This window comes from Gluconobacter cerinus (assembly GCF_002723935.1).
GTDB lineage: Bacteria > Pseudomonadota > Alphaproteobacteria > Acetobacterales > Acetobacteraceae > Gluconobacter > Gluconobacter cerinus.
The window spans coordinates 366,002-383,104 of sequence record NZ_BEWM01000004.1 but is presented as its reverse complement, the minus strand read 5'-3'; the positions used below and the strand labels follow the sequence as shown (position 1 = coordinate 383,104).

At 49.4% G+C, this 17,103-nt stretch carries 15 protein-coding genes; 7 read left to right on the top strand and 8 right to left on the bottom strand.

The features are described from left to right. Positions 1-154: 154 nt before the first annotated feature. From GCE01_RS11505 to GCE01_RS11490, 4 genes are all read right to left on the bottom strand, one after another. On the bottom strand, positions 155-2,521 hold the full coding sequence (locus GCE01_RS11505; protein WP_099212975.1) for a TonB-dependent receptor: 2,367 nt from the start codon (positions 2,519-2,521) through the stop codon (positions 155-157). A 410-nt stretch (positions 2,522-2,931) separates the two neighbouring features. After that, entirely contained in the window at positions 2,932-3,546 is a 615-nt protein-coding gene (locus tag GCE01_RS11500; RefSeq protein ID WP_099213055.1) for a nitroreductase family protein, read from the bottom strand. 26 nt (positions 3,547-3,572) lie between these two features. Next, positions 3,573-4,298 carry an ABC transporter ATP-binding protein gene (locus tag GCE01_RS11495; RefSeq protein WP_099212974.1) on the bottom strand — a complete coding sequence of 242 codons (726 nt, stop codon included), beginning with the start codon at positions 4,296-4,298 and terminating at the stop codon, positions 3,573-3,575. Then, positions 4,295-5,134, bottom strand: a complete 840-nt coding sequence (locus tag GCE01_RS11490) for an ABC transporter permease (protein ID WP_099212973.1) — start codon at positions 5,132-5,134, stop codon at positions 4,295-4,297. Before GCE01_RS11490 ends, GCE01_RS11495 begins: the two co-directional genes overlap by 4 nt. 253 nt (positions 5,135-5,387) lie before the next feature. Between GCE01_RS11490 and GCE01_RS11485 the strand changes: the two genes are divergently transcribed. Further along, positions 5,388-6,560 carry an acyl-CoA dehydrogenase family protein gene (locus GCE01_RS11485; RefSeq protein ID WP_099212972.1) on the top strand — a complete coding sequence of 391 codons (1,173 nt, stop codon included), beginning with the start codon at positions 5,388-5,390 and terminating at the stop codon, positions 6,558-6,560. 19 nt (positions 6,561-6,579) lie between these two features. On the opposite strand, the gene GCE01_RS11480 is transcribed toward GCE01_RS11485, so the two are convergent. Both GCE01_RS11480 and GCE01_RS11475 read right to left on the bottom strand, forming a co-directional pair. Continuing rightward, the gene (locus GCE01_RS11480; RefSeq protein WP_167386159.1) at positions 6,580-7,389 is read right to left on the bottom strand and encodes a class II aldolase/adducin family protein; all 810 of its coding nucleotides are present in this window, start codon (positions 7,387-7,389) and stop codon (positions 6,580-6,582) included. Positions 7,390-7,419: 30 nt separating this feature from the next. Further along, positions 7,420-8,526: an LLM class flavin-dependent oxidoreductase gene (locus GCE01_RS11475; RefSeq protein ID WP_099212971.1), complete on the bottom strand. Its 1,107-nt coding sequence runs from the start codon at positions 8,524-8,526 to the stop codon at positions 7,420-7,422. A 138-nt stretch (positions 8,527-8,664) separates the two neighbouring features. Here GCE01_RS11475 and GCE01_RS11470 point away from each other — a divergent pair, with 138 nt between their 5' ends. The 6 genes from GCE01_RS11470 to GCE01_RS11440 all read left to right on the top strand — a co-directional run bounded on the left by GCE01_RS11470 (position 8,665) and on the right by GCE01_RS11440 (position 14,253). Beyond that, a complete protein-coding gene (locus GCE01_RS11470) occupies positions 8,665-9,549 on the top strand; it encodes a LysR substrate-binding domain-containing protein (RefSeq protein ID WP_099212970.1) in 885 nt (294 codons plus the stop codon). Between the two features lie 111 nt (positions 9,550-9,660). Then, positions 9,661-10,203, top strand: coding sequence for a flavin reductase (locus GCE01_RS11465; RefSeq protein ID WP_099212969.1), 543 nt, complete (start codon positions 9,661-9,663; stop codon positions 10,201-10,203). 565 nt (positions 10,204-10,768) lie between these two features. Beyond that, entirely contained in the window at positions 10,769-11,491 is a 723-nt protein-coding gene (locus GCE01_RS11455) for a response regulator (RefSeq protein WP_099212967.1), read from the top strand. Then, the gene (locus GCE01_RS11450; protein ID WP_099212966.1) at positions 11,488-12,897 is read left to right on the top strand and encodes a sensor histidine kinase; all 1,410 of its coding nucleotides are present in this window, start codon (positions 11,488-11,490) and stop codon (positions 12,895-12,897) included. Before GCE01_RS11455 ends, GCE01_RS11450 begins: the two co-directional genes overlap by 4 nt. Before the next feature lie 213 nt (positions 12,898-13,110). After that, positions 13,111-13,473, top strand: a complete 363-nt coding sequence (locus GCE01_RS11445; RefSeq protein WP_099212965.1) for a hypothetical protein — start codon at positions 13,111-13,113, stop codon at positions 13,471-13,473. Positions 13,474-13,545: 72 nt separating this feature from the next. Beyond that, the gene (locus GCE01_RS11440; protein WP_244591191.1) at positions 13,546-14,253 is read left to right on the top strand and encodes a DUF3313 family protein; all 708 of its coding nucleotides are present in this window, start codon (positions 13,546-13,548) and stop codon (positions 14,251-14,253) included. 78 nt (positions 14,254-14,331) lie between these two features. Here the strand turns inward: GCE01_RS11440 and GCE01_RS11435 are convergent, their stop codons facing one another. Both GCE01_RS11435 and GCE01_RS11430 read right to left on the bottom strand, forming a co-directional pair. Continuing rightward, complete coding sequence (locus GCE01_RS11435; RefSeq protein WP_099212964.1) at positions 14,332-15,345, bottom strand: LacI family DNA-binding transcriptional regulator; 1,014 nt, start codon at positions 15,343-15,345, stop codon at positions 14,332-14,334. A gap of 137 nt (positions 15,346-15,482) precedes the next feature. Then, on the bottom strand, positions 15,483-17,102 hold the full coding sequence (locus GCE01_RS11430) for an ATP-binding cassette domain-containing protein (RefSeq protein WP_099212963.1): 1,620 nt from the start codon (positions 17,100-17,102) through the stop codon (positions 15,483-15,485). Position 17,103 lies beyond the last annotated feature (1 nt).

Here is a 17,103-nt window from a genome sequence, read left to right as displayed (position 1 = left end):
AGAACCTTAATAATACCAAAAAAATACCTGATAACTCGTTCCTGCCTTTTGCCTCAGATATGGAAATTAGATCTCTGTTTGAAATTACCCATGCGATCGATGAGCGCTTGGGATAGTCTTGAACATTTCCAGAGCGCTCATTTTTTCGCGTATCTCAAAATCCAGAGGAGACCGAGACAATTCCTGCAAATCCGCCTGCGACGTTGTAAGTTGGTGCGCTGGCGGCGATCGCTGTGCCATACACGCCCGTCGTGGCATGAGCGTTCGTTGCAACAGAATACGTCGAAGAGAGGTAACCCTTGTTACCAAGCCCAAGATTAACCAAATTCAGCTGAATTTGTGGGCGATGCAGGAAACCAACAGACTGAAATCTGTAGCCTAAATTCATATTCAGAGTTTCGTATGCTGGCATCTTCTCATCGTTCATGAATGTGGAGTATTGACTTCCAACATAGTTGAACAAAAGACCGCCAAATGCGCTGCCATTGTCATACAAAATTCCGACGGATGCTGTGAATTCCGGTGTATTAACAGCCAGTTTTCCCTTAGTTCTCAGATAGTCACCGCTGGACGCTCTCAAGTTATTATCGATCGTCGCGTGGATATACTGGCCTGAGATGTAGGGGCTGAAATGATGCCAAGGCTTCAATCCCAGTTCAATAGTTGCTCCGCGAGATGTTTGTCCACCGCCATTGATCGACGAACTCACTCTCGTTCCGCCTACGACCTCTGTCGTAGAAACCTGACGGTTCGTAAAATTGTAATTAAATAGGGCAATATTGACGTTTACGAAGCCATGATGGCGATATCCCAGCTCTTCAGAAATTGCGTATTCCGGCTTTAGATTTTGTGCATGGCCACGCGTCTGTTTGCCGGTGGCGACGCTGATAAAATCAGCGTAGCTCGGCCACCCAGCAGGTTCGGCAAAGCCCGTTGTTCCGTTAACGAAAATTTGGTCATTCGGTGTGATCTGATAACTTGCCATCACTTGAGGAAGCGGCACGGCATCGCTGTTGCCGTTTCTGTATGACGGTAGGCCAGGCATGATTTGAGTAAGCTGCCTCGTAATCATGCTTTCTTTGAATGCGGCAGAAAGCTTTAAGCGGTCATTCAACGCACTATATTCATCGACAATGTACGCCGTATTTGTCTGCTGCATGAAGTTAATATTGTAACTGTGCAGCACATTACCCGACGCAGAAACAACCGGGTATTTTCCAGACATGCTGGCGATACTACCGTTCGCATCTGCCGCAGCATATGTTGCAGCTTCGGGCTGCGCAAAATATGCGTACCAGTACCCGACCGTTAGAGTATTGTGACCATGTTTCCATGACAACGAGGCGTTGAGCCCAGCATTGTTTTCTTTGAACGTGTCCGTAATCGAAACGGGGAAAGAACCGTTATAAGATGGGGATACGTTCAGGTTCCCCGCTGGAATGTTTCCATAATAGCTGCCAGTGTTGCTCAGACTGCTACCGACGTCTCCATACCCATCGGAATGCATGTAATACGGAGTCAAGTGGGCAGTCAGTTGATGTCCCAAGTCAAAATGCATGGGAGCGCCGATCGTAATGGCGTTTCGGACGTTCTGCTGGAAACGATAATAATTGGCGCTGCCTGGGATATAATCCTTTTCCCAGTTAAAATTGGTACCGTACTGCTTCCACTGAGTCAGTGTTGGGAAGCGCGGATAGAAACTGGTCGTGGTGTTGTATGAAACCAATAGTTCCGCCCCGCTATGTCCCCACTCTTTTACGGTCTTGTTGTCCATATGGTAGCGGGTTGTGTAGCCCGGACCACGCCAGTCTTCTGCATGCGTATGGGAAAAAGATGCATAGGATCGGATGCCGGTATGCCCGATTTCTCCGGTATCTATCCGGAAAAATTCACGGTCCAGGCTGTAGGAGCCGCCGCTGAAGTCTGCATAGCCGCCAGCATGATCTGAAGGCGTTCGTAAGGTCTGTGTCAGTTCACCACCGACAGCATTATACAGGGGAGATGTAGGTGAAGCTGAGCCTTGCGTCAGGTCTACGCGAGCCAGGTTTTCGTTATCTACGTTCTGCGTTGTGTAAAGCTTGTAATTCGACGGGTCCGCAGCAGGAATTCCGTCCATCAGATAGCCAATTTCAGTTTGTGCCATCCCTCGAACCGTAAGGTTGATGCGTTGATCATCAAGTCCGAGTGGATCATTTCGCCCAACGGCCACACCCGGCATGCTGGCAATCATGGATGCGGTATTCTGCGTCGGCGGCTGATGCGCAATAAAGTCTCGAGTAAAGGCGCTCCGGGCCTTGGGTACAGTCTGAACAGGCATCATACCCGCTCCTGCCGAATGCCCGCTCGCTCCATCGGGAGCATTTTTCGCCGTGACCTTTACTTCTTCAGCGTCACCCGAAGCGGAAATGGATTTTTCTTTTTTATTTTCGGATGCAGCCTGCGACGTAGATTTTGCCTCTACGGAAGCGGTTGCCCAAACGGCACACCCTACCCCCAGCATAAGAACCTTACGATAACGCATCGTTCTCTCTCCCGAGCCTCAGCCCGTCATAGGTAAACCATGAATAATACCTTTCTAATACCTATTAATTACGATTGTAAACCGATTCTGCCTTTGGCTCCTTGGTACTGAATTTTTTTGACATAAGAGGGAATATATTTTCAGGAAAACCTCAAAAGAAAAATTTATTGGGCTGATAAAGTAGTTTAATAAAGTAATTTATGTTAAAATTACCAATTATATAAAATAAACAATGGAAGTAAATCTCCATAACTATCCATATTTATTTTTATTGAATAAATTATTATCGGTATGGTATGTATAATTATACTTTTCTAATTAATATAGAAAGGTATAATTATTTTTTAAACTATAAGAGAATGATGCGGCTTACTAGAGAAATACCGCTCGCGAGAGGTAATCCAACTTGATCAGTCTTCAGATTTTTCCGACGCGTTGAAACGCCCTTTAAACGCCAATTCTTTAAGACTGACCCGGCTGGAGGGCTGCTCACGTTTCCGCAGTTCATCTGAGAGGTTCTCCCCATTCGCCTGCTTTCCAATGACCAATGCTGCATGAAGCTGATAGTCTTCCGGTAATTCCAAGCCTGCATGGGCGAGATCATGATCAAAGCCACTGATAGGATGAACGGCCCACCCTGCTTGAGATGCTTGTAACTGGACAAGGACAGAAGCCGCACCAGCATCGAATGCGTGCGTCGTCAGAGGAGATGGCTCGCCAGTTCGACTTGAGATGGTAATCGTTCTGGATGCGACAAACACGATAGCCGATGCGTTTTCTGCCCATGAGCGGTTAAACGGGATTAACCACGATAGAAAACGGTTCCATTCTGGCATGTTGCGCCGAGTATAAATGAAACGCCACGGCTGGCTATTATACGCTGAAGGTGCCCACCGTCCCGCATCGAGAAAGGCCAGAAGATCCTGAGGATCAATATCTACCGGACTAAAAGACCTTGGAGACCAGCGATTAAGGATGAGCGGTTCGACAGAAGAATGAGCGGTGCGCTCAGGAGCGGTCGTCATATATATAGCCTTTTTAGAAGAAATGCTCATGCGCCATGAACCCCCAGCGCATTGAGCAAGGTTGTCCGGAGAGCCTCCAAATCACCATCGGAGTGTTTTCTCGGCCGTGAAAGAGGAATTGGAAGATCGACCCGGATTTGCCCCTGTTCGAGCACAACGGCTCGATCTGCAAGTAACAGCGCCTCATCCACGTCATGTGTGACAAGAAAAACAGCGCAGCCATGTTTCTTCCAGAGGTCGGCGACCAATTGCTGCATTTTCAGGCGTGTGAGTGCGTCAAGGGCCGCAAAGGGTTCATCCAGCATGAGAAAGGCAGGTTCCCGCACAAGTGCCCTGGCCAGGGCAGCCCGCTGCGCTTCACCACCGGAAAGGGTCGCAGGCCATGCATTGGTTCGATGTGACAGCCCCACTTCTTCCAAAACGACTTCGGCACGCTGTCTGGTACCCGCGTCTTCTTGGCCTAGAACAATATTTTTCCAGACCTTTTTCCAAGGCAGCAGCCGGGATTCCTGGAAAACGACCGAAACGCGTTGTGGTCTGGTCACAATGCCCTCTGTCACTGGATCTAGTCCTGCAAGTGTTCTCAGGAGAGTTGATTTTCCTGAGCCACTATGTCCGAGCAATGCTACGAATTCGCCTGGAGCTATGGCCAGATTGAGCCTATCCAACACGGGAGAGCCGCCGTCGAAGCGTTTTGTCAGTTGTTGGATGCTAACTGCTGCATCTTGTGGAGCAGCTTTCAAAGCAGTCATGTCGTGCGCTTCTTTTCATTGCTGGGGCGCCAGGCCAGAAATATGGCTTCCAGAAAGCGGATAATTTGATCTGACAGCAGACCGAGGACCCCGTAGACGAGAAGCCCGACCAGAATGATGTCTGTGCGCATGAAGTCCTGTGCATCCATCATCATATGGCCAATCCCGCTTTCGGCATTCACCTGCTCTGCAACCACAAGCATCATCCAGGAAACCCCTACGGCGTACCGCAAGCCTGTAAGGAAATCTGGTAGCGCTCCCGGTAGAAAAATGTCCCTGATTGTCTGCCAGCGCGACAGGCCTAGTGTGGACCCCATCTCCAGAAGTTTAGGGTCAATGGAGCGAATTCCACTGTGAAGATTTAGATAGATCGGAAATATGGCGCCTAGCGCGACGAGCAGAATTTTAGGTGTTTCGCCAATTCCGAACCACAGGATGAATAATGGAACCAGCGCCAGCGCAGGAAGGGTACGTAATATCTGTAGGGGTGCATCTACAATGTCTTCACCTGCTTTGGACAGGCCTGAGATAAGAGCCAGTAAGACGCCTAAGGTGAGAGCTAGTCCTAACCCACTTGCAGCCCGCAGAAGGGAGACACCAAGATTATATGGCAACGTTCCGTCACGGGTGAGCGCCCATCCTGTGACAGCTATCTGCGCAGGAGATGAGACAAGTCGCGTTGACAAGAAACCTGAGGAGCACGCTGCTTGCCAGCAGCAGACCAAAAAAACGGGGGACGCGTATCTCCGCAAAGACGCGAGGTTTACAAACGACAATGGCCCTTTTGGAACTTCGGTGGCGCTTTGCGTCTCGGTCAAGACGACGGTGTCTGACATTGGCTTGCTCCACAACCGAAAGAAGCAATGATTGTTTCAACTCTGCGCGGAGATGTCAGATGAATATTCTAAATGTGAGAGTTTTACAGGACTTGACGATCGTCTCTCGACCTTTCCTGCCCGACACACTGGCGTGTGCAGCTTTTTAATCCAGAGAGAAGAGCGTGTGTTGTGCGGGATATTTTCAGCCCTTGGTTTCCGCGCCCCGTCAAAGATGTTGTAATCTCGGCCAGACTGAGATCGGAGATCCCCCATGGGTGACAAGCCATTTTTAGAGCACTGCCTCCCAGAGGGCATGGACGAGGTTCTCAAAAAGCTCATTCCATTGTTCGAAGAGCGGGCTGCGCGGTATGACCGGAGTGGTAGCATTTCCCTCGAGAACCTTCAGGATCTTCAAGATGCAGGTTTTTTATCGCTCGCTCTTCCCAGAAGCGCAGGCGGCCAAGATATTTCACTGAGCGCGATAGTCAGGATTGTCGGACAGATAGCGCAAGGAGATCCGTCAACTGCCCTTATTCTGGCAATGCAGTATCTTCAAACTGCAGCTTTTGCTCATTCGTCCGAGTGGTCAGAAGAGGTCAAACAGGAGTTGTTCGAGAGCGTCCTTCAGGAGGGGGCGCTCATCAATGCTCTGCGTGTAGAGCCGGAGTTAGGAACGCCTGCCAGAGGCGGTTTGCCAGCTACGACTGTCAGTCAGCGCGGACAAGCCTGGTGCATCAGCGGCCGCAAAATCTTCTCAACAGGCTCGACTGCCCTGCAATGGGGAATTGTCTGGGCCAAAACGGACGAGACTGACCCCAAGGTTGGTCCTGTCTTGGTTCCGCTGGACCTTCGAGGTGTCCGCATTGAGAAAAGCTGGCACCAGATGGGTATGCGCGCGACCGGAAGCCATACGATTATCTTTGATAATGTAGAAATTCCAGAGCGATACCTTGGTCTGCTCTCAGCGTCTGCGTCAAATGAGGGGCGCCCTACTGTAGCCATTGCCAGTTGGCATGCCATTGTTATTGCTTCGCTGTATAATGGTATTGCTGTGGCGGCCCGTAATTGGCTGATTAACTTCCTGCACCAGCGCGTCCCGTCCAATCTGGGGGCGTCTCTAGCGACTTTGCCGCGGTTCGAGGTTCTTCTTGGCGAAATCGACGCACTGCTCCTTTCTAATGCCGGGCTCATCGATCAAGCCCTTCAGCTCCAAGAGCAAGGCACTGAAGTCACCATACTGGCGGGTTTAACCAAGCACTCAGTCACTGAGAACGCCATCCTTGCCGTGGGCAAGGCGGTGGCAGCCATTGGAAATCCTGGTCTAAGCCAAGATAATCCTTTGGAACGCCACTATCGGAACGTTTTGTGTGGGCGAATTCATACGCCTCAGGGAGATAGCGCTCTTCTAGCGGCTGGCCGCGAAGCACTGAAAAAACAAAACTAGGCTCGTTGGGATCGTCGGGTCAGTCAAAAAGGTCAGGCTCAAGGGCCACAATCCAGTCCCACAGGGGCTGAAACGAGTAATAGGCGCCTTCTGCGCTCCCCACCTGCCCGCCAGTCAGTTTTGCAATGTCTGGTGCGATGAGTTTTAGAGGGCCAGCAGCCTGTGCCAAAAGCTGTGTGTGTGCAGCGTTATCCATGGCTAAAAACCACCAGGCTACGGCTTCCACGGTAGGTCCTGCGGTCAGAAGGCCGTGGTTTTGCAGTATGAGGGCTTTTTTGCTGCCCAGAGTTCGCGCAAGGCGATCGCCTTCCTTGTCATCCAGCACGACCCCGCTGAAGGGATTGAAGATTGCATGATCTTCATAAAACGAGCAGGCATCCTGAGTAATCGGAAGAAGCTCGGTTCCTAAGGCTGAAAAGGCCTTCCCGTATGTCGAATGGGTGTGGGCGGCCGCAATGATGTCCGGTCTGGCACGATGAAGCGCAGAATGAATAGTGAATCCAGCCGTGTTGATAGGTCGCTGTCCAATCAGGATATTGCCGTCGTGGTCTACCAATTGAAGATCCGAAACCCGGATTTGCGAAAAATGGACAGCGAGAGGGTTGATCCAGTATCGATCCGGAAATTCTGGATCTCGCGCGGTAACATGGCCAGCCAGGCCTTGATCAAATCCATATCGACTGAATAATCGAAATGTTGCGGCCAACCGCTGTTTTCGATGAAGACGTTCTTCTTCAAAAGTTTGTGCGGGCATCCGAGGTTGCAAATGGAAAGTTTTTTTCCTGAAGCCATTTTCAGCGCTTCTAATATTTTGTGATTTGGTAGTCATAATCATTTTCCAACACTGAAATAATTTCATCTATTTTCTTGAAATTTTCATCCCTTCTTCACCGTTGAGGTGATCTTCTTTTTCAATCAAGGCATGCACTCGGGGTAAAAGATCCCGGCCATATTCATAAGCATCCATGATTGGCTCAAAACCCCGGATCAAGAATGTCGAGATTCCCAAGCGATAGTAATCAAGAAGCGCATCAGCAACCTGATCTGGCGCTCCGACAAGGGAGGTTGAATTTCCTTTTGCCCCTGTCAGAGCGGCGAGGCCGGTCCAGAGGCGTTTATCCAGCCGCACCCCTTGCTCAGCGGCGGCTAATAGTCGACGGGACCCTTCATTTGGAATGCATGTGGCCCGGATGTAACCCGTGTCGTTCTGAAGAGACCGGGCTTTGGCAAGAATATCATCCGCTTTGGCCCAAGCCTTCTCTTCTGTATCGGCCAGGATGGGACGCAACGAAAGCGAGAAACGAATGGTCCGTCCAGCCTTATCCGCAATAGCGCGTACGCGAGCGATGGTTTCCCGTACTTGCTCGTACGTTTCTCCCCAAAGTGCATAGACATCTGCCTGCTGTCCGGCGACGGCGATGGCTTCGTCTGAAGAGCCGCCAAAATAGATTGGGATGGTGTGACCCTGATAAGGCAATACGCGCGATTGACCGCCATTCACGCAATAAAATCGGCCCTGATAATCAAAGGGAGCGTCACTGCTCCATTCCTGGCGTAGGATTTCTATGTATTCGTGCGTCCGGGCATAGCGCTCAGCTTTGGTCGTATGGTCTCCATCAGCCTGGAACTCAATATCGCTTCCTCCGGTGATGATATGCACGGCGGCACGACCACGGCTGATGTGATCAAGGGTTGCGAACTGTCGGGCTGCAAGCGTGGGAGCTGTGAAGCCAGGACGATGCGCGACCATGAGCCCAAGACGCTCTGTCGTGGCTGCAATGTGCTGTGAAAGCAGAATGCTGTCAGGAGAATTTGAATGGAAGGCTACCAGAACCCTGTCAAAGCCAGCAGCTTCATGGGTTTTTGCCGCAGCTTCAACATGAGCAAGATCAATGATGGGGCCATGAGCCGGAATGATCTCTGAATGATTGCGACTGCCAACAAAGCCGATGAAGTCCACAGGCACGACACAGCCTCCTTAAAAAAACGATATTATATCGTTGTATTGACAATATACACTTTTTTGTACGTCATGACTCAAGTGAAAAATATAAGTACAACTACATAATATAGTTTTATGTCTTGTTCGCCTTGGAGTGTTGCTATGTCCACCTCTTCTCTGCCCCAGCGCATGGCACGCAATGTTCCGACTGAGCTTCTGCGTTCTTTTGTTGCAATTGTTGAAGCTGGTTCCATGGCTCAGGCGACCGAAACCATTTTCCTGACTCAGTCAGCTTTAAGCCTTCAGATGAAGCGTTTGGAAGACGTGCTTCAACAAAAGCTGTTCAGACGTGATGGACGAAAGCTGGTTCTGACGCCTGCGGGTGAAGAATTGGTGGCATATGCCAGGCAGCTTCTCACTCTCAATGACCGCATCATGCATAAACTTGGGCATATTTCTGATCCTGAGCCGATAACCGTTGGGATGGTGCAGGATTTTGCCGACACGCTCCTGCCGGATGTATTGGCCCGTTTTCGACTGGAACATCCCCGGTGCCGTCTGACAATCCGCGTAGGCGGCTCAGTGGAACTGCTGGAGATGTTTGACCGTTCCCGGCTGGATATTGTCCTGTGCCTTGGCCAACATGGCGATCGACCCAACTCAAGCTGGCGTATTGTCGGGCATGATAAAATGGTTTGGATAGGAGATCCCAGCACTTTGGATCAGCCTGAAATTCCTCTGGTTTTGCTAGAGCCGCCATGCCGTTTCAGGGACGCCGCGCTTGGAACCCTAGCGAAGGCCCGCCGTGATTATCGCATCGTTCTCCAAACGCCACACCTTCCTGCCATGCGTGCCGGTGTCCGGAGCGGCTTGGGTGCCAGTTGCCGAACGCGTCGCTTTGCTGCAGCGGAGGGGCTTTCTACTCTTCCTGCCGGATTACTTCCCGAAGTCCCCGAAATCGAGACAATTTTGATTCAAAGAAACGGCCTGCCCGATGCGGCTCAAGATCTGGCGGAGCTACTTGTGCAGGCAGCTTCTGACCAATGAGTAAAGCCGAGGTACCACAGGCAGCAGGCTCTCTGGTGCCTCGTGAGGCCCTTGCCAATTTCTTCGGCAGATATGCCGTCTTGAACCCTAAAGCTAGTAAAGGTAGTTTTCATGCCACATAACCCTGCCGCTGCGTTGCTTCCCGAGCACAGTTCTTCCCATGTCAGTCAGGAAGAGTTTCGCGAGGCAATGAGCCTACTCGGGGCACCAGTCGTTCTGGTTACGACAGACGGCCCTGGTGGACGCCAAGGACTCACGGTTTCAGCCATTAGTAGCGTCAGCGATACCCCGCCGACAGTGCTTGTTTGCCTGAATCGCAGCAATCGATCGCATCAGTCTTTTTTGCAGAACGGTATTGTAGGAATTAGTGTGTTGTCGCCAAATCACAGCGATCTGGCACGCGTATTTGCGAGCCGGTCTCTTGATGCTCAAGAGAAATTTTCTCACGGAACATGGGAAATTGGTGAAACTGGTGCTGCGCTTTTGTCAGACGCTCTTGTAACGCTTGATTGTGTGATACGAACGATACACAGCGCCGGAACACATGATGTGCTCTTTTGCGAAGTTCAGTCCATATATAACAACCCTGAAGCCGAACATGGCCTCACGTGGTTTTCCCGTGATTTTCATCACCTGCCGATCAAGAGGCAGTAAGAGCTAGTAAGGTCATTTCTAACGCGCTCCCGTACTTGCGACATGCCCATATTGCGGGGATGCGTTGGATAAATTTTCAAGTATAATATTAATTATTAACAGAGTAGATTTCTAAAACGTCTCTCTTCATTTTATCAATGGTTTGATAAAATTCAAAAACAAATTTTCCGATTATATTCCTGATAACTGCTATTTTTCCAAAATAAATATAAACGTTAAATGGATTGTTTATAATATCCATTATGCACAAGGCTATGTATGCCATGTATCCAAAATTAAACTTAAAAACCGCAACTCGCCCCAGCATAATAGCACCTTTTTTCTACAAATTCTTAGGGCCAACCTGAAGGAAGGACTACCTTTAGCCGTTGTAGTAGCGATTTTTTTCGATGAGATGTCCGTAATATGTCAGCTTAGAAATGCTATACCTTTTAAGATATCAAAACGGTACTTGATGGATTGAAAGGCAAAAGGAAATTGTGGATGAGAGGAATATGTCCGTGCTGAAATAATTTGCTCACATAAGAGACATCATCAGGATGATCTCACATGCTATCAAGACTGGATGACTGTGATGCCTCATCTCCTTATCGTTGATGACGACAAGGACATTCTTGCCTTGTTGACAAACTTTCTCGGTAAACATTCCTATACCGTGTCCATAGCTGAGGATGGCGTAGCCATGTTCTCCGCAATATCGGCAGGAAATGTTGATCTAGTCATTCTAGATATTATGCTACGCAATGAAGATGGCTTTAGCCTCTGTCGTCGACTGAGAACGTCCTCGAATGTACCAGTCATCATGCTCTCTGCTATGGCAGAACATACGGACCGGGTCGTCGGTTTGGAAATCGGAGCGGACGATTATCTGACAAAGCCGTTCGATCAGCGTGAGCTTCTTGCCAGAGTTAAAGCAGTTTTGCGGCGAACATCCGGCAAGCATGAAATTTCATCTGAGAATGAAGCCCGTCCCCTCCTGGCATTCGGGGGCTGGCGCTTGGACGTCGCGCGCCGTGAACTGCGATCCGAAGATAATGCCCTGGTTCTCCTGTCAGGTGGAGAATTCGAGCTTCTGTTAGCTTTGGTAGAGCATCCGCAGAGGGTTCTTACCAGAGATCAGCTTCTGGATTTTGCCCGGGGACGAAACCACACGGCCTATGACCGCAGCATCGATGTGCAGATCAGTCGTCTACGGCATAAACTTGAAGATGACCCTAAAAACCCGACCGTAATTCGTACTGTTCGGAATGGAGGGTATTTGTTCTCCCCTGCGGTCAAGCGTTTATGAAACGCCGCCTATGGTTTGAAGACACCATTACCCTTCGTCTCGTCACCACTGTTGCGCTTGCAGCCGCTACGACAATCGGGTTTCTCCAGTTATTCTTCATGTTTGGGGGGTATTGGGCAGCACCTAATATTGAACAAACCGGACTTTTACAGGAAGTTGCTACAGTAAGCCGCGTAATCAGTGCTGCCCCACAGTTTGATCGCGTCAAGCTTTCTAATGCAGCTTCAACGGAGAGACTGACGTTTGAGTGGTTTGAAACGGGAAGCAACACAGCAAAGGCCCTTGAAACGGCAAATTATAAGCCGTCCGAAGTTCAGTCTGGGGAACAATTGATTTCGTCATTCATCGGAAATACAGCACGGCGTCTTGATGCATTCTCGATAGAAAACCCTGTTTCCGCAGCGGAGGGTATTCGTGTTGATAAGCGCAAATACCCGAATGCGACTTTTTTGGCTCTACAACTCCAGGACGGTAGCTGGCTCCTTTGCTCCGCGCTTGTGCGTAGTTGGGGCTTTTACGCCCGCGAACGCCTTCTTTTAGAACTCACAATTCTCGTGTCATGGATCATCGCAGTATCGCTTATTGCCTCCCGTCAACTATCTCACCCAATTGAGAAACTTGCAAAAGACGTGGGACGTTACGGCGCTAAACCATATACTGCCCCCATTCCGGAGACCGGGCCCCGGCAGTTACGGTTGGTTGTGAGAACGATCAACGCCATGCAGGCACAGATTCAGAAGTTCATTGCTGACCGTACAACCATGCTTGCGGCGATTTCTCATGATCTGAGAACGCCCTTGACCCGTATCCGTCTTAGAGGGGAGTTCATCGAAGACCCGGAACAGCAAGCAAAGCTGTTTCGTGATGTTGATGAAATGCAGGCGATGATTGACGGCGCGCTCTCTTTCTTTCGTGACGATGCCATAAGTGAAAATATTACAACATTTGATCTTCCCGGAATTTTGCATACGATTGTCAATGATTTTGCGGACCAGAATATTTCAATAAACTACATCGGTCCAGTCCGCGCGACATGCCAAGGTCGACCCTTTGCTCTCAAGCGTGTTTTTACCAATCTGGTAGAAAATGCGATCAAATATGCTACTCCGCCGACGATAGAGTTAATATGCACCAAAGAGCGGTACATCGTCTCCATTCGAGATAAAGGCCCTGGCATTCCTGAAAGTGCAATCGAACGAATATTTGAGCCCTATTTTAGGGTCGATAAATCCCGCAACCGAGAAACTGGTGGCGTGGGTCTGGGGCTTACATCGGCTTTGTCAATTGTTCAGGCTCATGGCGGCTCAATTGATGTTTGCAATCATTTCGAAGGCGGCCTTGAAGTACGTGTCAGTCTGCTTAATCAGAATTCTATTTTCTTATCCACATCAAATAATTTTAAATAAAAACTCTGCGAATATAATTCAATCTAATTTTATAAAAATATTATCTTGTGTTTCAATTCTGAAATAATAGAGAGATATTTTAGAAATCCTTATCTTGTAGATTAACGACATAGAGGATCCTCGATATTACCTTTGAGGTAATCCTCTCTTGTAGTCTATATTCTGGTGAGGTTTATTCAATGGAATTATCTGATTCATCCTTTCTTGGTAAAAATGGCTGAGCAGATGCGCTGTAAATTCGCCATGGCGGCCTACTTACGATTTCTCGGCTATCTGTTCTGCATCAACGCGATGAGTTTCGCGTTCACCGTAAATGCTAAATCACCAGATAAATGCCCTGAAACAGTAGTTCAGAAATCAGGCTTTGCGTCCTTAGATGCAGATCATGATGGTCGTCTTTCTTGGCCAGAATTTAGAATTGCTCTTGAGACGATCATCCGTTGCAAAAACGGTATAAACGCACGCGAATTCAAAGCACTTCCAGGGCCACAACAGGAATCTATTCTACTCTATTTCTTCTTTGCCATGGATCCGCACCAAAAAGGATTTGTAAGCGAATCCAACTGGAAACCTTAAAGAGAAAACAACAATATTTTCTCTTTTTATAAATAGAAACGCAAAACCGAGCTAAATAGAAGGAAAATATCCGTGCTAAGAGCAGTAAAAAATACCGCGCAATTAGGAACCTCCATACTCCTATTTCTGGACATAACGGGCTGCGCTGGACAGAAAGTGACGCATTCAGGTTTTCTACCGGAAGAGACCTACACTGAAATGACACCCCAAAAAGGGCATGTGGATGATCATATCTACGTAAAGCCTGGCTTGGAGGCTTCTAAATACAAAATTGCGGTGATTGATCCTGTTGCATGGCACCCTGTTGCCAACGCGCCTCACCTCAAACCCGAAGTAGCTGCACGTATGACTGATGCGTTCACTACAGAAATTAGAAAGCAGGTCGGAACGATCTATAACGTCGTCGATGCATCAACATGCGCACCTTGCACAGACGCAATACATATTCGCGCTGCGATTACCAATATTCGTCGTAGCAAATGGTACTACAACGCTATTCCTGTCGTTGCAGGGTTTGCCGCAGGTGCCGCCGGAGGTGGTATGCCTCCCATTCCTCCGCCGTTCCCAGGCGGTGCTAGCGAAGAACTCATTGCGGTAGATGGTTCTAACAACGAAACACTTGTTGCTATCGCTACGTATAATAATGGCATGCCATGGAACATGATGGGACAATGGCTACCATATGCCCACGCAAAACGTGCATTCCACCTTGCATCGACTCTGTTAGTAGAAGAATTCAAAAAAAGTGGGGCAACAGTTATTCCTACAGAAAAAAAATAAAGAACTTGTGGCATCATCAAGACCAATCTTGATGATGCCACCTTCACATAGATGCTACGGCTTAATACGGATACCTACTCAGGTAGACTGCCTCACCAATAGGGATGGCACTAACGCTGCAAGGGTGGGATTCAGTATTTTTTTGTTCCAAATATCATTTAACATTCGCACAGCAACGCATCCCATCTCAGAAGATGGCTGTGATGATGTTGTGAGCGAAGGCGTTGTGAACGCCGTATAATCAAGGCCATCGTAGCCTGCTATTGCTACGTCTGCAGGCACCTTCAGTCCGGCATTCTGAACTTCATGCAGGAAGCCGAAAGCCAATGAATCACTGCAGCAGATGACAGCCGTTGGCCGTGTCTTGAGTTTTAGAAATGCTTGTGCAGCGCGTTTCCCAGATTGTAGATCGAATGGCCCCCCTTCCAGTCTGACGAGGTCCGCTAAAAGGCCTAATCTTTTCAGGTGACTGGTAGTCGCTTGAAATCGTATTTGCTCATGGGTAGTCTCGCGTGGCCCGGAGACGAAAGCAAAATGACGATGACCGCGCGCCGCCAAATGATCCACGATTTCCGAGAATGCCTGCTTTTCCTCGGCTACGACGCTAACAAGGCCATAAGATGTCAAATCGTTTAATACACTGATAACAGGAAGGACGTGTTCTTTCGGTCTGAAAGCATGAGGCGATGTCCATTTCTCTGCTGCGAGAAGTAATACCCCGTCCACCGTTCCAGCTCTTAAAAATTTTGTGGCATCGTCAGACGAGATCGCCTGACTTAGATTTTGTTGCAGCATTACGCTCAATCCATGAGCTTCCGCCTCTTCGCAAATCCCTCGAAGAACTTCGGTAAAAACTGGCGAAATCGGTTGTCCTGGAAAGGTCGGGATCAGCACCATGATGGTGTCCGTTTTTCCAAGGATTAGATTGCGAGCTGCGGCATTGCCGACGTACCCCAGTTGCGCGGCTACCTCTTGAACAAGGTGCCGTGTCTCCTCGCTCACGCGCTCCGGATTTGAGAGCGCGCGACTGATTGTGGAAACGTTCAGGCCGGTTTTCTTTGAAATATCAGAAAGCTTAACGCGCCCGTTCAATGCCTTGCCTCATGCCTGCGTCTACCGCGGGGGTTCATACCTTGCATGAGCTCTTATAATAATCCCGTTTAGATTGAAATTATTATTGCTAGAATCACCTTAAGGGCCCTCCAAAAAAAGCAGAGATCGCCTTTTTACTATACATAATCAGGCAGTTTTGAATTGAGTAAAAGCCGCGTGAAGTTATGCTGTGGCGCTTCAAAGACCTGTTGTGTCGGTCCGGCTTCAACTACGCGACCATTCTGCATTACAAGGACGTCGTCACTGATCTGACGAATGACGCCCAAATCATGAGAAATGAACAAATAAGAGATATTGAGGCGTTCTTGTAGCTCTGTGAGCAGTTCCAGCACCTGTGTCTGCACTGAGACGTCAAGCGCTGAAACAGGTTCATCACAGACGATCAACTTGGGATTTCCCGCGATGGCACGTGCAATTGCGATGCGCTGGCGCTGGCCGCCTGAGAGCTGAAGAGGAAACCGGCGGGATATATCTGGTGTTAACCGCACTAATGTCAAAAGAGCCACAATGCGATCATTATGCTCGGCGCGTGGGATGGCACTGGCTTTTAGAGCATCAGCAAGAATACGCTGAACAGTCCAGCGCGGATCGAAGGAACTGAGTGGATCCTGATAAACGATACCCATTTCATGTCGAAACGGTCGGCGCTCATGTTCTTCAACGCTTCGATTGGTCTTCGCTTGAACTCCGCTCCATAATCTCCCGTCAAACCATACATTACCCCCATCAGGTTCCAGAAACCCGGCGATGATCCGTGCTGTTGTCGTCTTCCCTGAGCCAGATTCACCCAAAATGCCGAGTGTTTTGCCTCTTTGAAGGGTAAAACTGACATGATCTACTGCGAGCCTCGATGCTCCAGTCGTATTAGGATAGCTTTTGACGATATCATTCACGACGAGTAACGGGGTCTCGTCTTTTGCTTGCAGAGTTGAAGGCTCTGGGGACTTACGGTTTTGCTTCAGAACCGAACTTAGTAGCAAGCGCGTATAATCTTGCGAAGGATGGCGCAAAATCTGCTCAGTCTCGCCATGCTCTATCATTTGCCCGTTCTTGACGACGATGATCGAGTCAGCGACCTGAGACACCGCTTCGATGTCATGGCTGATCAACAATATTCCATGACCCGCATTTTTCAGGTCACGAAACAGGCCGAGGACATGAGAGACCGCACTGGCATCCAGCGCAGTCGTTGGCTCATCCGCAATCACTATTCCTGGGTTCAGAGCTATTACAGAGGCGATGAGCGCTCTTTGCCGAAGTCCTCCAGAGAGTTCATCGGCCCGTTGCCGTGCACGTATTTCAGGCTCCGGCACAGATGTGCTTTTCAAAAGCTCCAGCACCTGCTTTCGACGCGCTGCACGATTACGCCAGCCGCGCCACTTACCATCTGCCGTCAGCGATTCCTCTATTTCCTGCCCGACTGTTCGTAACGGATCGAGTGATGTCAGCGCATCCTGAAGAACGAACCCTATCTTCTGCCCACGGATCACCCCCCAGGCAGCGTCATCCAGCCGCAGGATCTCATCATCACCGAGGCGAAGGCTCGCTGCTGTAACCTGAGCCCGGTCGCCCGCTAACCCGACGAGACTGCGCGCGGTTACGCTTTTGCCCGATCCGGACTCACCCACCATGGCTAGAATTTTGCCAGGCGTTATTTGAAAAGAGAGGTCGTGTACGACCTGCTTTCCACCAAATGATATGGAAAGCTTTTCAACCGTCAGGTCCTGTCCGGTCATA

What these genes read in the sequence shown, in the direction of transcription:
- GCE01_RS11480 (WP_167386159.1), bottom strand. Translation starts at nt 7,389, where the DNA reads ATGACTACCAAATCACAAAATATTAGAAGCGCTGAAAATGGCTTCAGG.
- GCE01_RS11455 (WP_099212967.1), top strand. Translation starts at nt 10,769, where the DNA reads ATGACTGTGATGCCTCATCTCCTTATCGTTGATGACGACAAGGACATT.
- GCE01_RS11495 (WP_099212974.1), bottom strand. Translation starts at nt 4,298, where the DNA reads ATGACTGCTTTGAAAGCTGCTCCACAAGATGCAGCAGTTAGCATCCAA.
- GCE01_RS11465 (WP_099212969.1), top strand. Translation starts at nt 9,661, where the DNA reads ATGCCACATAACCCTGCCGCTGCGTTGCTTCCCGAGCACAGTTCTTCC.
- GCE01_RS11485 (WP_099212972.1), top strand. Translation starts at nt 5,388, where the DNA reads ATGGGTGACAAGCCATTTTTAGAGCACTGCCTCCCAGAGGGCATGGAC.
- GCE01_RS11500 (WP_099213055.1), bottom strand. Translation starts at nt 3,546, where the DNA reads ATGACGACCGCTCCTGAGCGCACCGCTCATTCTTCTGTCGAACCGCTC.
- GCE01_RS11450 (WP_099212966.1), top strand. Translation starts at nt 11,488, where the DNA reads ATGAAACGCCGCCTATGGTTTGAAGACACCATTACCCTTCGTCTCGTC.
- GCE01_RS11490 (WP_099212973.1), bottom strand. Translation starts at nt 5,134, where the DNA reads ATGTCAGACACCGTCGTCTTGACCGAGACGCAAAGCGCCACCGAAGTT.
- GCE01_RS11505 (WP_099212975.1), bottom strand. Translation starts at nt 2,521, where the DNA reads ATGCGTTATCGTAAGGTTCTTATGCTGGGGGTAGGGTGTGCCGTTTGG.
- GCE01_RS11470 (WP_099212970.1), top strand. Translation starts at nt 8,665, where the DNA reads ATGTCCACCTCTTCTCTGCCCCAGCGCATGGCACGCAATGTTCCGACT.
- GCE01_RS11430 (WP_099212963.1), bottom strand. Translation starts at nt 17,102, where the DNA reads ATGACCGGACAGGACCTGACGGTTGAAAAGCTTTCCATATCATTTGGT.
- GCE01_RS11445 (WP_099212965.1), top strand. Translation starts at nt 13,111, where the DNA reads ATGGCTGAGCAGATGCGCTGTAAATTCGCCATGGCGGCCTACTTACGA.